Origin of the sequence: Jeotgalicoccus sp. FSL K6-3177 (genome assembly GCF_038050175.1) — a bacterium.
Lineage (GTDB): Bacteria > Bacillota > Bacilli > Staphylococcales > Salinicoccaceae > Jeotgalicoccus > Jeotgalicoccus nanhaiensis.
This window is the reverse complement of sequence record NZ_JBBOSK010000001.1, coordinates 1423485-1444484: the sequence shown is the minus strand read 5'-3', so window position 1 is coordinate 1444484 and position 21000 is coordinate 1423485. Positions and strand designations below refer to the sequence as shown.

The 21000-nt window shown below is 32.0% G+C and carries 21 protein-coding genes; 19 read left to right on the top strand and 2 right to left on the bottom strand.

Annotated features, from left to right (window positions below; all coding sequences use genetic code 11):
* Positions 1-80 precede the first annotated feature (80 nt).
* Both MHH58_RS07225 and MHH58_RS07220 read right to left on the bottom strand, forming a co-directional pair.
* Positions 81-1043 carry a DUF1002 domain-containing protein gene (locus MHH58_RS07225; RefSeq protein WP_341345480.1) on the bottom strand — a complete coding sequence of 321 codons (963 nt, stop codon included), beginning with the start codon at positions 1041-1043 and terminating at the stop codon, positions 81-83.
* A 155-nt stretch (positions 1044-1198) separates the two neighbouring features.
* Positions 1199-1420, bottom strand: a complete 222-nt coding sequence (locus MHH58_RS07220) for a hypothetical protein (protein WP_341345479.1) — start codon at positions 1418-1420, stop codon at positions 1199-1201.
* Positions 1421-1574: 154 nt separating this feature from the next.
* Between MHH58_RS07220 and MHH58_RS07215 the strand changes: the two genes are divergently transcribed.
* From MHH58_RS07215 to MHH58_RS07125, 19 genes are all read left to right on the top strand, one after another.
* A complete protein-coding gene (locus MHH58_RS07215; protein ID WP_341345478.1) occupies positions 1575-2570 on the top strand; it encodes an LCP family protein in 996 nt (331 codons plus the stop codon).
* Positions 2571-2842: 272 nt separating this feature from the next.
* Positions 2843-3517 carry a YveK family protein gene (locus tag MHH58_RS07210; RefSeq protein WP_341345477.1) on the top strand — a complete coding sequence of 225 codons (675 nt, stop codon included), beginning with the start codon at positions 2843-2845 and terminating at the stop codon, positions 3515-3517.
* Positions 3518-3529: 12 nt separating this feature from the next.
* A complete protein-coding gene (locus MHH58_RS07205; protein ID WP_341345476.1) occupies positions 3530-4237 on the top strand; it encodes a CpsD/CapB family tyrosine-protein kinase in 708 nt (235 codons plus the stop codon).
* 3 nt (positions 4238-4240) lie between these two features.
* Positions 4241-5029: a tyrosine-protein phosphatase gene (locus MHH58_RS07200; RefSeq protein ID WP_341345475.1), complete on the top strand. Its 789-nt coding sequence runs from the start codon at positions 4241-4243 to the stop codon at positions 5027-5029.
* A 16-nt stretch (positions 5030-5045) separates the two neighbouring features.
* Complete coding sequence (locus MHH58_RS07195; protein WP_341345474.1) at positions 5046-6851, top strand: polysaccharide biosynthesis protein; 1806 nt, start codon at positions 5046-5048, stop codon at positions 6849-6851.
* Positions 6852-6912: 61 nt separating this feature from the next.
* Positions 6913-8049 (top strand): lipopolysaccharide biosynthesis protein, encoded by a 1137-nt coding sequence (locus MHH58_RS07190; RefSeq protein ID WP_341345473.1) that lies wholly within the window; start codon positions 6913-6915, stop codon positions 8047-8049.
* Positions 8039-9364, top strand: a complete 1326-nt coding sequence (locus MHH58_RS07185; RefSeq protein WP_341345472.1) for a hypothetical protein — start codon at positions 8039-8041, stop codon at positions 9362-9364. Before MHH58_RS07190 ends, MHH58_RS07185 begins: the two co-directional genes overlap by 11 nt.
* 2 nt (positions 9365-9366) lie before the next feature.
* On the top strand, positions 9367-10788 hold the full coding sequence (locus MHH58_RS07180; protein WP_341345471.1) for a hypothetical protein: 1422 nt from the start codon (positions 9367-9369) through the stop codon (positions 10786-10788).
* 3 nt (positions 10789-10791) lie between these two features.
* The gene (locus tag MHH58_RS07175; protein ID WP_341345470.1) at positions 10792-11802 is read left to right on the top strand and encodes an NAD-dependent epimerase; all 1011 of its coding nucleotides are present in this window, start codon (positions 10792-10794) and stop codon (positions 11800-11802) included.
* Positions 11803-11821: 19 nt separating this feature from the next.
* Positions 11822-13096: a nucleotide sugar dehydrogenase gene (locus MHH58_RS07170; protein ID WP_341345469.1), complete on the top strand. Its 1275-nt coding sequence runs from the start codon at positions 11822-11824 to the stop codon at positions 13094-13096.
* A gap of 1 nt (position 13097) precedes the next feature.
* Entirely contained in the window at positions 13098-14270 is a 1173-nt protein-coding gene (locus MHH58_RS07165) for a glycosyltransferase family 4 protein (RefSeq protein WP_341345468.1), read from the top strand.
* On the top strand, positions 14257-14793 hold the full coding sequence (locus MHH58_RS07160; protein ID WP_341345467.1) for an acyltransferase: 537 nt from the start codon (positions 14257-14259) through the stop codon (positions 14791-14793). The genes MHH58_RS07165 and MHH58_RS07160 overlap by 14 nt, the downstream gene beginning before the upstream one ends.
* An 18-nt stretch (positions 14794-14811) precedes the next feature.
* Entirely contained in the window at positions 14812-15939 is a 1128-nt protein-coding gene (locus MHH58_RS07155) for a glycosyltransferase family 4 protein (RefSeq protein WP_341345466.1), read from the top strand.
* A 20-nt stretch (positions 15940-15959) separates the two neighbouring features.
* Complete coding sequence (locus tag MHH58_RS07150) at positions 15960-16571, top strand: sugar transferase (RefSeq protein WP_341345465.1); 612 nt, start codon at positions 15960-15962, stop codon at positions 16569-16571.
* Positions 16568-17191 carry an acetyltransferase gene (locus tag MHH58_RS07145; protein WP_341345464.1) on the top strand — a complete coding sequence of 208 codons (624 nt, stop codon included), beginning with the start codon at positions 16568-16570 and terminating at the stop codon, positions 17189-17191. Before MHH58_RS07150 ends, MHH58_RS07145 begins: the two co-directional genes overlap by 4 nt.
* Before the next feature lie 5 nt (positions 17192-17196).
* Positions 17197-18333: an aminotransferase class I/II-fold pyridoxal phosphate-dependent enzyme gene (locus MHH58_RS07140; protein WP_341345463.1), complete on the top strand. Its 1137-nt coding sequence runs from the start codon at positions 17197-17199 to the stop codon at positions 18331-18333.
* A 72-nt stretch (positions 18334-18405) separates the two neighbouring features.
* Positions 18406-19506 carry a toll/interleukin-1 receptor domain-containing protein gene (locus MHH58_RS07135; RefSeq protein ID WP_341345462.1) on the top strand — a complete coding sequence of 367 codons (1101 nt, stop codon included), beginning with the start codon at positions 18406-18408 and terminating at the stop codon, positions 19504-19506.
* 113 nt (positions 19507-19619) lie between these two features.
* A complete protein-coding gene (locus MHH58_RS07130) occupies positions 19620-20345 on the top strand; it encodes a hypothetical protein (protein WP_341345461.1) in 726 nt (241 codons plus the stop codon).
* Positions 20338-20967, top strand: a complete 630-nt coding sequence (locus MHH58_RS07125; protein WP_341345460.1) for a TIR domain-containing protein — start codon at positions 20338-20340, stop codon at positions 20965-20967. Before MHH58_RS07130 ends, MHH58_RS07125 begins: the two co-directional genes overlap by 8 nt.
* Positions 20968-21000: the final 33 nt, after the last annotated feature.

Genomic DNA, 21000 nt, shown 5'->3' with positions numbered 1-21000 from the left:
CCGGTCGGGATCTGACCAAGACTCTTTTGAGAAGTATTGGATTTTGAGACCAATGCGTCGGGTGGTTTATATATTATTTCTTAAAATAAGCCTTTAAAGAATTCTACAATTCTGTCCCAGAAGTTTCTGAGTGAATCCATGAAGGAGCTCGCTTCTTCAGAGTTCGCAATTTCTTTGCCGAGTTCTGAAGCTTTGTCTTTAGCATCCTGGAAACTGTCGCTTGATGTGATTCTATCGAGTAGGTCTTTAGAACTGTTGACCAATCTGTCTGCTTCTTCACCGGTAAATAGTCCCGAGTCTTTAATGTTCATAATAATCACGATAATACGGTCGATCTGATCCTGAGATAATATTCCGTCTAAACCGTTTTCTGCTAATTTTTCATCGACGATATCTCTGACCTGGTCTTCAGTAACATCACCGTTAAAGTTATTGACAATTTCAACTTTAACTTCAGTAATGACTTTGTTCAATTGAACTTGTGAGAAACCTTCGACGTTTGAGTTTTCTTCAGAGATGTCTGAAATGGTTTCGAGTTCATCCTGGGCATTCCGTGTCTTTTCAGGGTCAATCTCTTCACCCTGTGCCTGATATGCTTTATAGACACCGGCTAAGGCACTTTCACCTGTAACGTCCTGGGCTGCTGCGATTGTCACGTCAGCGTCTGTAATGCCTGAAGTGAGCAGGGCATTCTGGTAAGTTTCTTCAGAGATTAAAAGAATCTGGCCCATGTCTTCATTAATATCAATCTTAAGACCGTCACCCTCAGAGGTCTGTATAATACGGATACTTGATTTCAGTACACTGTTATCGTAGTTCTGATTGATGTATTGATTAACGTCTTCTGAGTAAACGTAATCGACGATATCGGTATCTTCAACACCGAGTAGGTTTGCTGTTTCGTTTTGAAGATTTGAATCCTGTTCTAATGCGGCACCGTAGACAGTAACTGCATTGTCCCATTCACTTGCTGCATTGGCATTTTGTGCGCCGAATGGAAGCATTGCAGCGATTAATGCGGTTGCAAGTAATTTTCTAATCATAGTGTTAACTCCTAACTGATTTTTTCTTATAATACTATAAATGTAGTATCGTTTCTATTTTAAACAATATTTATTAAAAGATGATTAAAGGAGTATATGAATCTCGGTATATATAAATGAGAGCCATTCGTGTTGAATGACTCTCATGATGAACTCTATTCAGTTTGTAAAGTGAAACCAGGGTTCTCTATAAGACTTTCCTGCTTTTCGATTAAAAGTAATTCCTGGTTGATCTTTTGCTGGAGTTTTTCTTTTTTGTCCTCGCTCAAATCATCTGTAATCATTTGCTGTTCGTACTTCCATATTTTCTGCATGGATTTTTCGATATTCTTTTCATGTGCGTCGATACGTTTTTGTTCTTTCTTATCTGTAGACATATACAACATCTCCTGACTTATACTATCAATATAACAAGTATGTGGGGGAAGTCACAAATTATATGAGTTCGGCGTTATATATTACAGCTTTTGCTTTATAAAAAATTCAAGAAAGCGTACAATAAATGCTTAAGAAATAATTAGGGGCATTGCAATGGACAAAAGGACGATGAGACGGACTGATAAGGAAGAGTACAGTACTGTCACGAAAACAAGAGTAAGAAAAAGAGGCTTTATAATTTTAGGGATTTTTGCGCTAATTGCAATTATACTTTTATATATTTTTTTCAGTTTTAGGTCGGGATTGAATATCGCAAAAGAAAATGGTGTAGAGAACACTGGTGAAGAGTTTAACGCGATAGATAATCATGACGGTAAAAAGACGATAATGATTATTGGTAAAGACAGAATGGACGAAGGTGCAGAACGTACCGATGTCATTATGCTTGGTCAATATGACTATATGCAGAAGGAAATGAAGTTGGTCTCTGTAATGAGAGATATTTACGTAGATATACCTGGTTATCAAAGTTATAAAATTAATGCGGTATATTCGCTCGGAGGAGTAGAGCTTCTCCGTGAGGTCATTGCACATAATTTTGATATTAATGTAGAAGAATACGTTACAGTAGATTACGATGCCTTTATGGAAACCGTGAATGTCGTGAATCCAAACGGTGTCACTATAGATGTAGAAAAAGATATGTCTGAGAAAATTGATACTGAACTGAAGCAAGGTGAACAGCAGCTGAATGGTAAGGATCTACTTGCCTATGCACGTTTCCGTAATGATGAAGAAGGTGACTTTGGCCGAGTCAGACGCCAACAGCAGGTGTTAAGTGCAATTCAGGACGAAATTATCAGTGTCGGCGGTATTGCTAAACTGCCTAAAATACTTGGAACAGGTATGGGTTATGTTGATACCTCGATGACGAACAAGGAAATGTACCGGATGATTATGAGCTTTATGATCAGAGGGGATAAGGATATCGACACGATGACCCTGCCGCTTGATAATACGTATCAATTTATGGATACGAGCCACGCCGGCAATGTAATTGATATGGATTTTGAAACTAACAGTGCGGCCTTGAAAGAGTTCTTAAATAACAGTAACTCTAATGAAGAAAATGAAACAGAAACTGAATAAATATGTTAGACAATCTCGGTTAAATGACAACTGAGATTGTCTTTTTTATTATAAAAGAATATTAACAGTTAAAATTTTTAAATTTTTGTCATTTATAACGAAAATGTGATAATTCTCATATCTTTTTTAAATATTACGATATATAATTAGTTCAGAATCTAAGTAAACAATTTTATTAATATATAACAAAATTACAAAATATTAACAAAAGTACTGTTGTAATGTGTTATAGTTACTTAAAGTAATGTGATGAAGAAATGTCGGAGGCTGTTATGGAAGAAACATTGAATTTGGAAGATATTCTAGAAGTCATTAAAAAGAATTTTTTGATGATAGCAATTATGACACTGTTGTTTGGATGTATCGCAGCTTATGGAACAATTTTTTTAATGACACCGCAATACGAGGCTAAAACGCAGATTTTAGTCAGTCAGGCTCAGGAAACTGAAGTAGTAAATAATCAGGATATCCAGGCGAGTCTGCAATTAATAAATACATACAGGGACATTATAAAAAGCCCGACAGTGCTGGATGACGTAGTGAGTAATTTAGAACTACAGGAATCATCAACAGCTATTTCAAATAAAATTGAAGTGACAAACCAGGATCAGTCACAAGTGCTTACTGTAACAGTCACAGATGAATCAGCACAAAGAGCAGAGGATATTGCCAATGAAGTAGCAGCAGTATTCCAAAACACTGTACCTGAAGTAATGAACGTGGATAACGTATCAGTGCTCGCTGCAGCAGATGTTGGAGAAAATCCATCACCGGTATCACCGCAGCCAGTTATTAATATAGCAATCGGTTTAATTTTAGGATTGCTGGTTGGCTTAGGTATCGCCTTCTTAAGAGCATTTATGGATAAGCGTGTGCAGACTGAAGAAGATGTAGAAAAATACTTGGACTTACCAGTACTTGGTACAGTTGCAAGATTTAAAAAGTAGGGAGGGTTTAATATGTTTGGTAAAAAGAATCATAGAAAGTTCCAATCGGGACCGAGGGAACTTGTTGTTGAAAGAGAACCGAAATCACCGGTCAGTGAACAGTTTAGAACAATCAGAACGAATATTACATATTCCAACATTGATAATCCTGTAAAATCCGTACTTTTCACTTCAGCAACACCAAGTGCTGGGAAATCAACTGTCGCAGCAAACGTGGCAATTGCTTATGCACAAGCAGGAAAGAATACATTATTGATCGATGCGGATTTAAGAAGACCAACAACGCATTATACATTTGAAATGCAGAATGTTCGTGGCTTGTCGACTGCGATTATTAACGACTTGCCGTTAAATGAAGTTACAAGAGAATCTGGTATCGAGAATCTGGATGTTATTACATCGGGGCCGATTCCGCCGAATCCTTCAGAATTGTTATCTTCCAAAAAAATGAGTTTATTTATGAAGATGGTCTCTGATCATTACGATATGGTCATTGTAGATTCACCGCCTGTTCTTGCAGTAACAGACTCACAGATACTGAGTCAACTGACGGACAGTGCAATTCTTGTTACGAATGTAGATGATAATAACCGAGATGCTATTTCACACGCCAAAGATTTACTGGAAAAAGCAGATGCGAATATTATCGGTGTCGTATTGAATAATAAGAAAATGGATAACAAAAAAGATAGTTATTACTATTATTACGGGAGTGAGTAGCCGTTGATTGATATCCATAACCATTTATTAGTCGGGGCTGATGACGGCCCTGCAACAGAACAAGATGCATTAGACTTGCTTCTTCAGGCAAAAGACAATGGAATTACTGACATCATTGTAACCCCACATCATTATAGTGGGGATTTCATTAATCATAAAAGTAAAATTCTTACTGAAATGGAAGATTTACAATCTGTCATTCATAAGAATAATATTGATATTAATATCTATCCTGGTCAGGAAATCAGAATCAATGGTGATCTTGTCAATGAACTGGAGACGGGTTTAAATCTGTCATTAAATCATTCTAACTATGTGTTAGTTGAGTTTTCGTTTACGGAAATACCTGCTTATGCAGAGAAATTATTTTTTGAACTGCAGATGAAGGGTTATACACCTGTTATTGCACATCCGGAAAGGTGTAGACCATTAAAAGATAATCCCGAGAAGTTATATGACTTGATAGAAAAGGGTGCTCTTGCACAGGTTACTGCAAATTCTGTTGCTGGGAAATTGGGAGAAGGTATTCAAAAAACAAGCTTGGAAATGCTACAAAATAATTTAATCCATATTGTCGGCAGTGATGCACATCATGCTAAAAATCGACCGTTTATGTTAAAGGAAGCGTACGAAGTAATTGAAAAAGAATTGGGCGCTTCATATGTAGATTATTTAAAATATAATTCTAAAGCAATACTGAACAATAAAGAAGTAAAATTAAAAGCACCGATTCAATATAGTGCTGATAAGCAAAAAAAGAAAAAAAGAAAAAAATTTTTAGGTTTATTTTAGGAGAAGGTGTGTTGGAATGGGAGCAAAAGAAAGATACTTCTTACTCTTGTTAGTGGATTCAATCATAGTTACATTTTCGGTGTTTGCAGGATATTATATTCTGGCGCCGTTTTTTTTGGCTTATACATTACCGGAGTTGGCAGTTACCTCCATTGTTTTATTAATCAGTCATCATGTATTTGCATATATATTTAATTTGTACCACCGTGCTTGGGAATATGCAAGTGTGCGTGAATTGATATCAATTACTCAGGCAGTATCTTCCTCAATTATCACTACTTACATATTAAATATACTGATTTTTCAAACGAGTTTTACAAGGTTAATGATTATTACTTGGATGATGCATCTCATCTTAATAGGCGGGTCAAGGCTATCATGGAGAGTCTGGCGTAAATATTTTGTAGGACAGAGTTCTAAAAAAAGCAAACTTGTTCGAACACTAATTGTAGGAGCTGGTAAAGGCGGTTCAATGCTGGTCAAACAAATGTTAGATACACCTTCAATGGGAATGAATCCTATTGTAGCGGTTGATGATGATAATTCTAAACAACAGATGGAATTGAACGGTGGGGTCAGAGTTGAGGGTAAACGAACTGATATTCAACAACTAATTAAGAAATATGACATACAGAAGGTTGTTATCGCTATTCCCTCGTTATCAAAATCAGTACTTAAAGAAATACACAGTCTTGCGATTGCAGATGGTGTCGATGTGATGATTATGCCAAATATTGATGATATTATGGCTGGCCGTGTTGAAGTTAATGCACTAAAGAAAGTAGAAGTAGAAGACTTGTTAGGTAGAGAACCAGTTGAACTAGATACTGAGGGAATTGAAGAACAAGTCAGAGATAAAGTAATTCTAATTACGGGTGCAGGTGGAAGTATAGGTTCAGAAATTGTAAGACAAATAACTAAGTTCCAACCGCGTAAAATAGTTATGTTAGGTCATGGAGAAAACAGTATTTACTCTATTTTAGAAGAAGTAACTAGTCTTAATAATCTTATAGAGTATATTCCTATTATTGCTGACATACAAGATAGAGAAAGAATATTCACAGTTTTTGAAGAGTATCAACCAGATATTGTATATCATGCGGCAGCACACAAACACGTACCTCTCATGGAATATAACCCAATAGAAGCTGTGAAGAATAATATTCTAGGCACTAAAAACTGCGCTGAAGCGGCTTGTAAATATGGTGTAATAAAATTTGTTATGATTTCCACAGACAAAGCAGTAAATCCACCAAATGTTATGGGTGCTTCAAAACGTGTCGCTGAAATGGTAGTTCAATCTTTGAACAAATTATATCCTGAAACGACTTTAGTAGCTGTAAGATTTGGAAATGTTTTAGGAAGTCGTGGCTCAGTAATCCCGAAATTTAGGAAACAAATTGAAGCGGGGGGGCCTATTACTATAACAGATGAGCGGATGACAAGATACTTCATGACAATACCTGAGGCATCCCGACTAGTAATTCAAGCGGGAACAATAGCAAATGGTGGAGAAGTATTTGTACTGGACATGGGAGAATCAGTAAAGATAATAGATTTAGCAAAAAATATGATTAAGTTAAGCGGTTACTCAGAAGATGAGATAGGTATAGAAATCGCAGGTATTAGACCCGGGGAGAAGCTTTTTGAAGAATTACTAAGTGAGGATGAAATTCATCCTGATCAAGTGTATGAGAAAATATATATTGGCAAAACTAATCAAGAATTTAACGTAGATATAGATTCATTATTGTTAAGCAAAGATATTAAATCTACATTAATAAAAATTGCAAATAAGGATAAAAATAATGAACTTCTTTAGGAAAATAAAGTCAATACTGTCGGGCAATATTATTTATAGTGCCTCACAGTTCATAATACTCTTGATAATAGTAAAGTTTGGTACATCCCATGACTTGGGAATTTACACAGTCGTAATTTCTATAATAACTCCAATTAGTGTATTCTTAGGGTTTCAGTTGAGAAATCAACTTGCAGTAGATAGTAGTAACAGTTTGGAAATAAAAACAGTTTTTAGTCTAAGAAATACATTAAATATTATTTTCATAATGGTTACAACTCTCATATATATATTTACAAATATAACTATAATATTAGTTTTTGCTTTATTTAAAATTGTAGATTCGTATCTTGAAATTATATATGGTCTATTATTGAGAGATTCTAAAAACCATAGGATGGGTAGATTACTATCTATTAAATCATTGATTAACTTATTTGTATTTGCAATTCTGTACGTCTTTACTAATGATTTATTATTAACAATGATAGTTCAATTAATTGTGCTTGTAGTAATATTATTCATATTTATAAGAATGAATAGTAATCTATTTGATAACGCAAATAACAGTAATAATGAAAATAGTATTAGAACAATACTAATTAAAACAACTCCACTTGCGATATCAGCTTTATTGATATCTTTAACTCCACAAATACCCCGTTACTTCATAGGTATTTTTGATTCTGTCGAGATGGTAGGAATATTTTCATCCTTAGCATACTTAATTGTTGTGGGTACTTTGTTTATTAACTCAATAAATTCAAGCTTTTATAATGAATATTCTAAGCTGATCGCAGAGGGTAAGTATAATATCTTTATAAAGCAATTGATGAAGAATGCAGGAATATATTTAGTTTTGTGGTTACTTATGTGTACTGCAATAATTATATTTAATGAAAATCTATTAGTTACAATATTTAATGAAGAATTTTCATATTTTTATACAGAGTTTTTAATCATTGCTTTAAGCAGTATATTCCTATTTATAAGTACTTTATTTATAAATTTTACTTTATTTACCAAAAAATATTTATATCAACTATATATATATATTATTGTAAATGTATTCAGTATCATAATTAGTTATATTTTAATTGATATGTATGGAATTACAGGTGCTGCTTTTTCACTTGGAGCTACCTATCTGGTTCAGTTAATAGTTTCGTTCCTATTTTTTGTAATGATATTTAGAGGGAGGAAAAATAATGAAAAATAAAAGCTTAATAAATCCCAAAAGGCTAATTAAGAACAATCTACATAAACTATATAGTAAGAAAGTCGAAATTTTTTATAATTTGAGTAGCGATGAAATTTTAGATTATCGAAATAAAAGATTTAAAGATATTTTAGAGCATAGTTTAAAATATGTTCCATATTATAATCAGCCTATTTATCATGAATTTTATAATTCATTTGAAAAAACTCATTTTAACCATTTGAATGAGCTACCAATATTAAAAAAACAAGATGTCAAAGATTTCAATGATAAGTTTTGGAGTTCAAAAAAATTTAAAATAAGAACAGTTCATACAACGAGTGGTACTAGTGGGAAAACAATTAAAATGAATACATTTTTGGAGGAAAAATTATTTCAACTTTCGACGCTAAACACATGGTATAAAAAAATTGGGATTGAAACAGGTTGGAAAATATATCTTTCAGGTTTTATGACTCCTAATAATAACTCTGATGATAAATTTTGGATAGACAAATTAGATAAATCTATTTACTTATCTATATACGATATTAATAAAAAAAATATATCTCTTTATGAAAAATTATTCTCGCAATATAATCCTAAATTAATATATGGATATCCTTCAACAGTATATGAATTTTCCAAAGTAATTACTGAATCAATCAGTATTATTAAAATTTTAAGATATACTAATTTAAAAGTTGTTACAACTTCCGAAGTACTTCAACCAGGGTGGGCGGATTTTATATTAAACAACGTTGGAGATATTTACAATCTATATGGATCACAAGAAGGAGCACATTTTGCAACTACCTTTAAAGACGGTTATATATACAATCATCCATATTATGGAGTTATTGAAACTGTCGATGATAACAATAGAATTATAGAAGGTTCTTTAGGTAATGTAATAGTTACGGGATTAAATAAGAAAAGTATGCCTCTGATTCGTTATGATATTGGTGATACAGCAACTATCGAAAAAATGACGGATGGATGGGATAAAATTCATGAAATCGGTGGTAGATCTGAGGATTTAATTAAGAAAAAAGATGGTTCTAAAGTAAGTCTTCTTAATTTCCACGCTAGTAAGAATATTAATGAAATAAACTTATCACAAATCATTCAGTATAGTTATGACAGGTTTTTAGTGAATATTAACTATATTGAGAATACAAACGAGAGTCTAAAACATCAAGTAAATGAAAAGTTTGCATCTGCAATGAAAAACAGATTAGGTAACAAGAATCTTGATATTAAATTTAAAGAAATGGAAGAGTTTAGTAAAGGGCCAAATGGTAAATTCAAATCAGTTATTGTTAAGGAATTTTAACTATGAAGAAAAAGACTCTGTATCCATTTGTGTTTTGTATAATAGCAAACACTTTAGTTTACCTATATTTTATTGGAACAACACAAGAAGTTAGGCACTGGTTTCTGGTACCTAATTATATAACAGGTTCTCTTTTAATATATATGTCTATAGCCAGTTACTTTGAGAGTAAGTATAAATTTTTTGCAGTGAAATTTATAGTTTTTGTATTTAGCTTTTATTTCTTTACTATAGTTCCATTATTAACTATTAAATGGAATTATTTTATATCGAATGTGATGCAACCAAATGATTGGAATACTTGGATAGGTCTTCTGTCTGTAATGAATTTAATTGGCATAATTATATTCATATTGATTCAAAAATTAAATATTTTTAATTTTAAATTTAAGAGTTGGAATATTAATTATAAAAAGTTCTACATTTTTTCCGGTTTAATTTTGGTGTTTTCATTTTTAGTACAAACATATTATTATGTCTCACTCGGAGGTATTTCTTCATATATCAACCTCTATTCTGATCGAGGTAATAATGAAGCATTTGATGATGCAGGACTAATCTTTACATTAACCGAGGCATTTCCTATAGTTTTAGGCACGCTGGTAATAATACACATGAAAAGAAAAAATTATGAACCTAAATGGATATGGTTAGTACTCTTTTTGATAGTTATCTTTATAATTAGAATGTATTTTGGAGGATTACGTGGAAGCAGAAGTAACACTATATGGGCGATATTCTGGATTACAGGGTTAATACACTTTTGGATAAGACCTATTAATTTAAAAGTTATTACATTAGGAACTGTACTACTTATTTTATTTATGAATATTTATAGTGTTTATAAAATCCATGGATCAGATTTCTATGAAATTTTTATTGAAAATGATGAAAGAGTTGTGGTACTTAATGAGAATAGTACTGGATTCGAAACAATATTTTTACAAGATTTTGGCAGAACCGATACCCAATCATACTTGCTCTACAAAAATTTTAAAGATGAAAATTTCAACAAAGCTTCAGGTGAAACCTATTTAGGAACGCTGACTTTATTCATACCGGATAAAATTGATTTTATGAATTTTGACAGAAAGGCACGTTTTGGAACCGATGCATTATATGGAAATGGTTCTTATGAAAATGGGCTTACTTCTTCGAAAGTATATGGTTTATATGGAGAAGCTATTTTAAACTTTGGGATGATAGTTGGTCTTTTATCCTTTGTTTTTTGGGGTGTTACTGTTAATTATATAAATAAACTACAACATGGTATTGAAAGATATGATGCAAGGATGATAATAATTCCATTGTTATTAATCACATCAATACTTATGTTAATAAATGATTCTGATAACATATTGTTTTTCTTGATTAAAAATGGTTTAATTCCATTCTTACTAATATTTTTATCAAAGAAGGAGTAAAAAATGAAAATTCTAATTACTGGTGTAGCAGGATTCATTGGATCACATCTAGCAAAAAAACTAATTTTTCAAGGCTTTGAAGTAGTTGGAATAGATAATATTAATGATTATTATTCTGTAAACTTAAAGAATGATAGATTAGATATTCTATTAAAGAAAAAAATTAAAAATTATAATATTGACTTAGAAAACACAGAAGATGTTCTATCAGTATTCGAAAAAGAAAAACCACAGGTTGTAATTAACTTAGCGGCTCAGGCAGGTGTGAGATATAGTTTAGAAAATCCGCATACTTATATTACAAGCAATGTAAATGGATTTGTTAATATTTTAGAAGGTTGTAGACATTATAATGTTAAAAACTTAATTTATGCATCTTCTAGTTCTGTGTATGGTGCAAATACTACTAAACCATTTTCTACCTCAGATAATATAGATCACCCATTAAGTTTATATGCAGCCACTAAAAAGACTAACGAACTTATGGCTCATACATATAGCCATTTATATAATTTACCAACTACCGGCCTACGATTTTTCACTGTATATGGTCCTTGGGGAAGGCCAGACATGGCTCTTTTTAAATTCACAAAATCTATATTAAATAATGAGCCTCTTGACGTATATAATCATGGAAACATGATGAGAGATTTTACTTATGTTGATGATATTGTTGAATCTATCTCAAGATTAGTAGAAAAACCAGCTCACTCAAATCCTGAATGGTCAGGAGAAAACCCTGATCCTAGTTCTAGCTATGCTCCATATAAAATTTATAATATTGGAAATAATTCCCCTGTACGATTAATGGAATTTATTGAAGCTATTGAAAATAAAGTGGGTAAAATTGCTAAGAAGAATTTTATGGATTTACAGCCTGGAGATGTGCCAGAAACATACGCTAATGTAGAAGATTTATTTAATAATATTAATTTCAAACCCTCTACAAAAATTCAAGATGGTGTTAACAGTTTTGTAGATTGGTACTTAGATTACTATAATATTAAATTATGAGGTTAGGTGGAGAAGTAAAATGAATCGTAAAATTGCTGTTGTTGGTCTTGGATATGTCGGTTTACCTGTGGCAGTTTCTTTTGGAAAACATCACGAAGTAATTGGTTTTGATATTAGTGAGCAGCGCATTAAAGAATTGAAAGAAGGTTTCGATCGGACAAATGAAGTAAGCGATAAAGATTTATCAGAAACAAATATAGTTTTTACTGCAGATAAAAATGAGCTAAAAAAAGCTGACTTTATTATTGTTGCTGTTCCGACACCTATTAATAAACATAACCAACCTGACTTAACTCCTCTTCTTAAAGCCAGTGAATATGTTGGTTCTGTAATGAAAAAAGGTACAATAGTAGTGTACGAATCAACTGTTTACCCTGGAGCTACTGAAGAAGATTGTGTCCCTGTTTTAGAAAAGCACTCAGGTCTTAAATCAGGTAAGGACTTCTTCGTAGGCTATTCTCCTGAACGTATTAATCCGGGTGATAAAATACATACATTTGAAAAAATAACTAAAGTGGTCAGTGGTCAGACTCCTGAAGTCTTAGACATAGTAGCTGATGTATATTCATCGGTTGTTAAAGCAGGGGTACATAAAGCTGCAACGATTAAAGTAGCTGAAGCTGCCAAGGTCATTGAAAATACTCAACGCGATGTCAATATTGCATTGATGAACGAGCTGTCAGTAATTTTTGACAAAATGAATGTAAGTACTAAAGATATACTAGAAGCTGCAGGGACAAAATGGAACTTCTTAAAATTCAGTCCGGGTTTAGTTGGCGGTCACTGTATAGGAGTAGATCCATATTACTTAACACATAAAGCGCAAGAACTAGGTCATCATCCAGAAGTAATTCTAGCAGGACGTAGAATTAACGATGGAATGGCTAAGCATATTGCATCGTCAATCATAAAAAAAATGCTTAAAAAAGGTTTTCCTGTTGTAGGGAAAAATATTAATATACTGGGTCTTACTTTCAAGGAGGATACTCCTGATCTAAGAAACACAAAAATTACCGAAGTTATAAAAGAACTTAAAGATTTCGGTCTAAATGTCATTGTAAATGATGTTGAGGCAGATCCAATTGAAGCTAAAAAGTTTTATGATTTAGACTTGAAAGATATTGATGAACTTAATACTGAAGAAGTATTAGTATTTGCAGTTCCACATGAAGATTACTTAACAAATAAAGAAGAATATCTAAAATTAGTTTCTGACAATGGTCTGATATTTGATATTAAAGGTATATTGAACGATTCAGATATTAAAGAAGGTCAGTCTGTTTGGAGGCTGTAATATGACTGTGATTTGGGCGCATGATCATAGATTTTACCATTACAATAGTAAGGTATATTCAAAAGTTGAGTTTCCATCCACCTTATGGGAAAGATATTTAAAGTTTACACCAACATTAAAAGTAATTTCAAGATTATATGAACTTGATAAGAACGACATTCAACATATTAAAAACTTTAATGTATCTTCAAGCCCTAATGTCCATTTTATGGGTGTAGATTATTCTGGGAAAGCTTTGGATTATTTAAAAGATTACCAAAGTATAAAAAAAAATGTTTCAAATGAAATAAAGAAGGCCAATAAAGTAATCGTTAGATTACCAAGTCTGATAGGTACTGTAGTAGGTTTTGAAGCTCTTAAACAAAAAAAACCTTTGTCTATCGAACTTGTTGGAGATCCATGGGATGCTTATACGAATTTACCAAGTAAAAGTGCAAAAATATATGCAACTTTAATATATTGGCAGACCAAAAAAATCGTTGAAAAAGCAAATCAAGTATTATATGTTACAAAATCATATTTGCAGAAAAGGTATCCTAATTCAAGCTCTGACAACATTAATGCATCAAATGTCAATATCAAAATCAGTCATAGAATACCTAAAAAATTAGAAAAAAGAAATAAACAGCAAATTGGCACTATTGCTTTCTTATCTCCTTATAAAGGTATTGATACAGCAATAGAAGCCTTAGCAAGATTAAATGAAAGTAATTCTACTGATTATTATCTTACAATACTCGGAACCGGTGAACGAAAACAATATGAAGACTTAGCGGCACGTTTAGGTGTTTTGAATTTTTTAAAGTTTAAAAGTCTACCTTCGGGACAACCTGTTTTAGATTGGTTGGATAGCTTGGATATATATATACAGCCTAGTAGAACTGAAGGTTTACCAAGAGGACTAGTAGAAGCTATGAGTAGAGGTATTCCTTCGGTGGGAAGTAATGCGGGTGGGATTCCTGAATTGCTGCCCGAGGAGAATGTATTTAATATGGGAGACTCAACTCAACTGCAGAAAAAAATTCAAGATTTATTAAGTGATGAGGATAAATACTTTAGTGTTTCTCAAGCAAATTTAAATAAAGTAAAAGAGTATGATTCAGAATATTTGCGTAAGAAAAGAGACGTGTTTTATAAAAAATTTTTAGAGGGTGAATATAATGAGCACATCTAAACAAATATTTAATCAAATTAGATATAATATACCATTTTCACTTATTTCTTCTCTCACTAGTTTTTTACCAGATAATAGATATAGTATAAAAATTAGGGGGAAATTACTTAAGCCATTCCTCAGACAGTGTGGAAAGAATTTTCAAATAGGAAGAGATGTTACAATCTTAAACACTAATAATATTTTTATTGGTGATGATGTCTATATTGCAAAAGGATCATGGTTAAATTGCAAAGGTAAATTAGTGATTGATGATGAAGTATTGTTAGCTCCATATGTAACAATCAGTACTCTTCAGCACGGATTTAAAAATAATTCATTTAGATTTGCTGAGTCCCAAAGTGGTAGTGTCAGAATAGGAAGAGGATCATGGATTACAGCACATTGTAGTATTAAACAAGGCGTCACAATAGGGGAAGGATCCCTTATCGCTGCAAATTCATCAGTCATTAAAGATGTTGATGCATTTACAATAGTCGGTGGTGTGCCTGCGAAATTCATAAAAGAAAATAAAAAATCTTGATGATGTGGGAGTTTTGAAATGTTTAAGCCAAAAGTATTCCATATTGTTACAGTTTCAAAGAGTGTAATTCTTATGGAGGGACAAATTGAATTTCTAAATAATGAAAACTACGATGTTCATTTAGTTTCTTCAAAAGGAAAAGAATTGAATGAGTATCACCCGTCAAAAGTTCATATTGTAAATATGAAAAGAGAAATTAGTTTAATTAATGACCTGAAATCACTTGTTACTATGATTAAATTATTTTTAAAAGAGAAACCAAGGATTATTAATTCAGGAACTCCTAAAGCAGGACTCATTGGTACATTAGCAGGTTTTATTACAAGAAGACCTGTAAGGATTTATACGGTTAGAGGTTTGAGATTAGAAACTGTTACAGGCATTAAATATAAAATATTATACATGATGGAAAAAATAGCAATGTTTTGTGCTACTGATATTATAGCAATTTCAGATAGTCTTAAAGATAAAATTATCGAACTAAAATTAGTAAAAGAAAATAAAATTGAGGTTCTAGGTAGTGGTAGTAGTAATGGTTTAAAATTAGAAAAATTCGACTTAAATATGTCTGATATAGATTCTGATATAAAACAAAGTATTAAAGACAAGTTTGTGATTGGTTTTGTTGGACGCATTACAAAAGATAAGGGTATTTCTGAACTATTGGAGTCTTTTAGAAAAGTTAATAATCAGCATGAAGAAAGTGTTTTATTAATTATAGGATCTATGGAAGTTGGGGATCCTGTGTCAAAATATGATCTAGATTTTATTCAAGATAACCCTAATATTATACATATCAATCATGTTGATAATCCTATAAACTATTATAATAATATGGATGTATTAGTTTTTCCTACACATAGAGAAGGTTTTGGAAATGTTAGTATCGAAGCACAATCGTTACAAGTTCCTGTAATCACATATGATGTTACAGGAGCTAAGGATACAGTGCTTAATGGATACACAGGTTATATTGTTGAGAAAAATAATATAAATGCTATAACTGATAAAATAAATTACTTTATTCAGAATGAAGACGCTAGAGTAACATTTGGACGGAATGGTCGTAAGTGGGTGTTTGAAAATTTTTCAAACGAAATTATTTGGAAAAATTTGTTGAATTTTTATAATCGTCGAGTGAAATAAACTATTGAAAGAGTGATTAGATGGTTTTGAAAAGAATATTTGATGTTTTGAGTGCTACGACTGCATTCCTGCTTGGAACACCTGTAATTCTTGGTACTGCATTAGTCGTTAAAAATAAATTAGGATCTCCTGTGATTTTCAAACAAACAAGACCTGGTCAAAATGGTAAACCTTTTGATTTGTATAAATTTAGAACGATGACGGATGAATTAGATGAAAAAGGAGAACTTTTACCCGATTCTGTACGTTTAACAAAGACCGGTAAAATATTGCGAAAACTAAGTGTAGATGAGCTACCGCAGCTTATTAATGTTGTTAAAGGTGATATGAGCCTTGTCGGTCCACGTCCATTACTTATGGAGTATGTTGAACTCTATGATGATAGACAAATAAAACGTTTAGATGTGAAACCAGGAATAACAGGCTGGGCGCAAGTGAATGGTCGTAATAATCTTTCTTGGGAAGAAAGATTTGAACTAGATGTGTGGTACGTTGAACATCAATCATTTATGCTCGATATGAAAATACTTTATATGACATTGCAGAAGGTTGTCAAAAGTGAAGGTGTTAGCCAGCCGGGACAGGCAACAATGGAGAAATTCACAGGCTCATCAAAGGCTGAAACCGTATGAAGAAAATTATTCTTATAGGCAACGGCGGTCACGGAAAGGTAATCCAGGCAATAATACATAGAACAGAAGGTTATGAATTGGTGGGTATACTTGATGAGGCTATAGAAGGTTACTATGAAAAAGACACTATATTTTATGATAGCCTTGATAATCTTTCCAATTATACAAATGATTATTTATTTGTCATTGCTATAGGTGATAACTCTGTTCGTAATGCTATTATCAAGAGTAATAATTTAACAGATGATAACTTTACTTCTATTATAGATGCTAATACTATCATTCCTCCGGATGTTTCCATAGGCACAGGTACAGTCGTAATGCCTGGTGTAGTTATTAATCCTGGAAGTACCATAGGAAAACATTCTATTGTGAATACAAGAGCTGTAGTAGAACATGATAATACTCTAGGTAACTTTGTTCATATATCTCCTAATGCCACACTGGCAGGGACAGTAACTGTAAAAGATTTTGTTCATGTAGGATCGGGTGCAACGGTTATACCAAACACCACAATATATCAGCACTCTGTTATTGCAGCTGGCGCTGTTGTGACAGAGGATATAGAAGAAAATTCATTAGCTGTAGGAGTGCCGGCAAAAATTATTAAGAGGAGCTGAGTCTGGTGGAAGAATCAAGAATCTTATTATCTTCCCCCCATATGGGCGGAACTGAAGAGAAATATGTACAGGAAGCATTTGATACGAATTGGATTGCTCCTTTAGGTAACAACGTAAACGAATTTGAGAATCAGGTTAAGGTATTTACTGGATCTAACGCTGCATGTGCTTTATCGAGTGGTACCGCAGGTATACATATTGCCCTTGATTTACTAGGAGTTCAACAGGATGATGTTGTATTCTGTTCTTCTCTAACATTCATTGCTAGTGCAAATCCTATTCTTTACTTAGGGGCTGAACCTGTATTTATCGACTCGGACTTGGAAAGCTGGAATATGTCTCCAATTGCTTTGGAGAAAGCTTTTAAAGCATATAAAGAAAGAGGTAAGATGCCTAAAGCAGTTGTGATTGTGAACTTATACGGTCAATCAGCGAAGATGGATGAACTGATGGCTATCTGTGATAAATATAATGTTCCTGTGGTGGAAGATGCAGCAGAATCATTAGGTGCAACATATAAAGGTAAAATGAGCGGAACATTTGGTAAGTTTGGTATCTTCTCATTTAACGGTAATAAGATTATTACGACATCCGGTGGCGGCATGATTGTCTCCGATGATGAAGAAATGATTCAAAAAGCATTGAAAAAAGCAACTCAAGCGAGAGATCAAGCTGTACATTATCAACATAGCGAGGTTGGCTATAACTACAGATTGAGTAACATAAGTGCTGGTATTGGCCGTGGACAAATGGAAGTACTGGAGCAACGAGTTAACGAAAAACGAGAGATATTTGATCGTTATGAATCAGCATTAGGTGCAATCGAGGGTATAGATATGATGCCAGAATTAGAGGATACATACCATAACCGCTGGTTATCTACGATGACTGTTGATTCGGAAAAACTTGGGGTAACTGCACTTGAGATTGTTGAACATCTCGCACAAAGCAATATAGAAGCACGTCCTGTGTGGAAACCAATGCATATACAACCACTGTTTGTAGAATGTGATTACTTTAGCGAAAGTGAAGATAACTCTAAGTATTTATACGAGAATGGTATATGCTTACCGTCGGATACAAAAATGACTGTAAATCAGCAAGAGTTAGTGATTAGTCAGATAAATGAGCTACTTAATTAACCGTATATATTGTATGCGGTTTTAAATATAATTTAAATTATATTCTGAAAATTAAAACAGGAGAGAAACTCAATGGGGAAAGCGAAGAGAACATATGATGGAGAGACAATAAGATTTAACAAGCAAATAACCAATCAGTTAAATAAATTAAAGGTAGTTCTACCTAAAAATTATACTAAGCAAGAGATATTAAATAAATATAAAGAGTTTTATCCATCGGAGTGGTTTCTACTTCAAGATAGACAAAGATATTACATTGAAAAAGCTAAACATCTAAAAAAGTATAAAGGTTACTCTAAAAGATATAATACTCAAAAACCTGAATTATACTTTCTCACATTACAAAAAGTAAAGAATATGGTGAGTAAAAATCAACAGGAAAAACATTTGAAATATTATGATACGAAAGAATATCACATTGAGCTAACTACATTCAGAAATAAAAAAGAGAAAGCTAACAAAAAAATTAGAGAGAAATGGCAGAATACAAGAATTAATACTCAAACAGTCGATCCTGTATATTTAGATTCTTATATAAAAAAATATCATAAAAAAGGTTCTTCTAATCAAGAAAAATTGATGATAGTTAGTGAACTTATGAAATATGATGATGAGAATGTAATAAGATTCTTCCGAAAATTAAATGATGCCGAACGTAATGATATGCTTCGAGAAAAGGCATTTTTTCATCTTCAAAGTTTAGGTTATTACGTAAAGCTTCGTGGAAAATTTAAAGGTAAAATAAAATCGTATCATACTGAAAAATCAAGCATGAGCAATATGAAACCCATAGATTTATTCAACTCAATTAAAGAGAACGGGATGCATAGAAATAATAGTTATAATGCATTTATATCTCACAGCAGCAGAGATAAAGAGTTGGTTAGAGAAACAATTAAAAAACTTAATGATGAGCGGAAAACTTGTTATTGTGACTGGTCGATGGATAATCATTATTTAAAAAGGGAGTTTGTCACTGAAATTACTAGCGAAATATTAAAAATAAGAATGCGACAGTGTGATGAATTAATTTATTTAAGAACAGAAAGTTCTGTTAAATCTGAATGGGTTAAATTTGAGTTAGATTACTTTGAACATTTAAATAAAAATATATATGTGATAAATAAAATTAATGATAATTTTAATAAGTATCCACCTTACTTCGAATCATAATATATAAAATAAGGAAGATTTTCATATTGAAGATAAGCATAAAAATTATTAAATTATATTTCACTTTTTTTAAAAGAATTTATACTATTATTAAGAAAGGGGCGAATATTACTTTGAAATTAATTAAAAGTAGATTTATTTGGTCAATAGTCACATTTTGTGTATTGACTATAGGTATGATTATAACTTTGTGGAAAATAGAAGATATAACGACTCCTGCGAGTAAAGCAATTTCAATCTTATTAACTTCATTAATACCAATGCTGTTTTTAATATTGATTCTTTCTGCAATTTTCTCTAAAAGAATTCGTGTACAAGCTGAACGTATAGATATTTCAGGTATTAGTCTGTTACTAGACAGTCCTGAAGAGACTTTTAGGAAAAGTATGAAAAATTTTCTAGAGACCAAAAGAACATTATTTTACATAAATGAACAATTTGATAACTTCGATGAAACATTAAACTCTTATTATGAAACCTACCAATTTATAAAAAAAGAAATGCCCCTTATAGATATAAATAAAAATAAAAGGCTGTATGACTTATGTACAGAAACCATTCAGAAACTTAATAAATTTTTAACTCAAAATCAAAATAATTATAGAAGATGGTTTAATAACGTTCAAGAAAATGATCGGATTTTATATCTAGATAATAAAGAAATTAAGACATATGAAGTTAATGTACATTTAATGAGAATTGATGAGGTACAAAAATATTACTATAATTATGATGAGATTCTAAAAGGATTTAGAGAAATTAATACTTACTTTCGAAAAGAAATATCTCCAGAATTTATCGTAAATATCGAGAAATGGAAGTGCATTAATAATGGTTAGACATAAAACATTTATATCATATCATCATGGGAATGAACAAAATGAAAAAAATAGAATCGTTGAAGAATTTAAAGATGAGGATTTTATTGATGCCTCAGTAAGTGAGGGAGATATTGACATAAATTTATCAGAAGATAGTATTATGAGAAAAATAAGAGACCAATATTTGAAAGACTCTTCAGTTACTCTAATATTAATTGGTAGGGAAACAGCCAGTAGACCATTTATAAATTCAGAAATTCAAGCGTCTCTATGGGGAGATAATCCGAATGGACTATTAGCGGTTGTAACTGATGATTTATACGAATATATATATGATGCAAGTGTTTGTAATTGTGGTACGAAAGTTCGTATCCCCGTAAATCATGACTTGTATTTGCCAGATTTGGTTAAGAAAAATAGAGAAATAGAAAGAAATAGTAACAGAAAAAGTGAATGTCACTATAGTGATTCAGAATTATATTGCTCTTTAATCAGTTATTCGCAATTTTTAGATAACCCGGATTACTATATTCATGACGCTTATATTAAACGTACAGAATTAGACTATAACATTGCAAAAAAATTAGATAAAAGCACTCCAAAAATACAAAAGAATATTTATAGTAACTTAGCTAATTAAAAATTTAAATTTTGTAATCAAGTTATTTAAAAG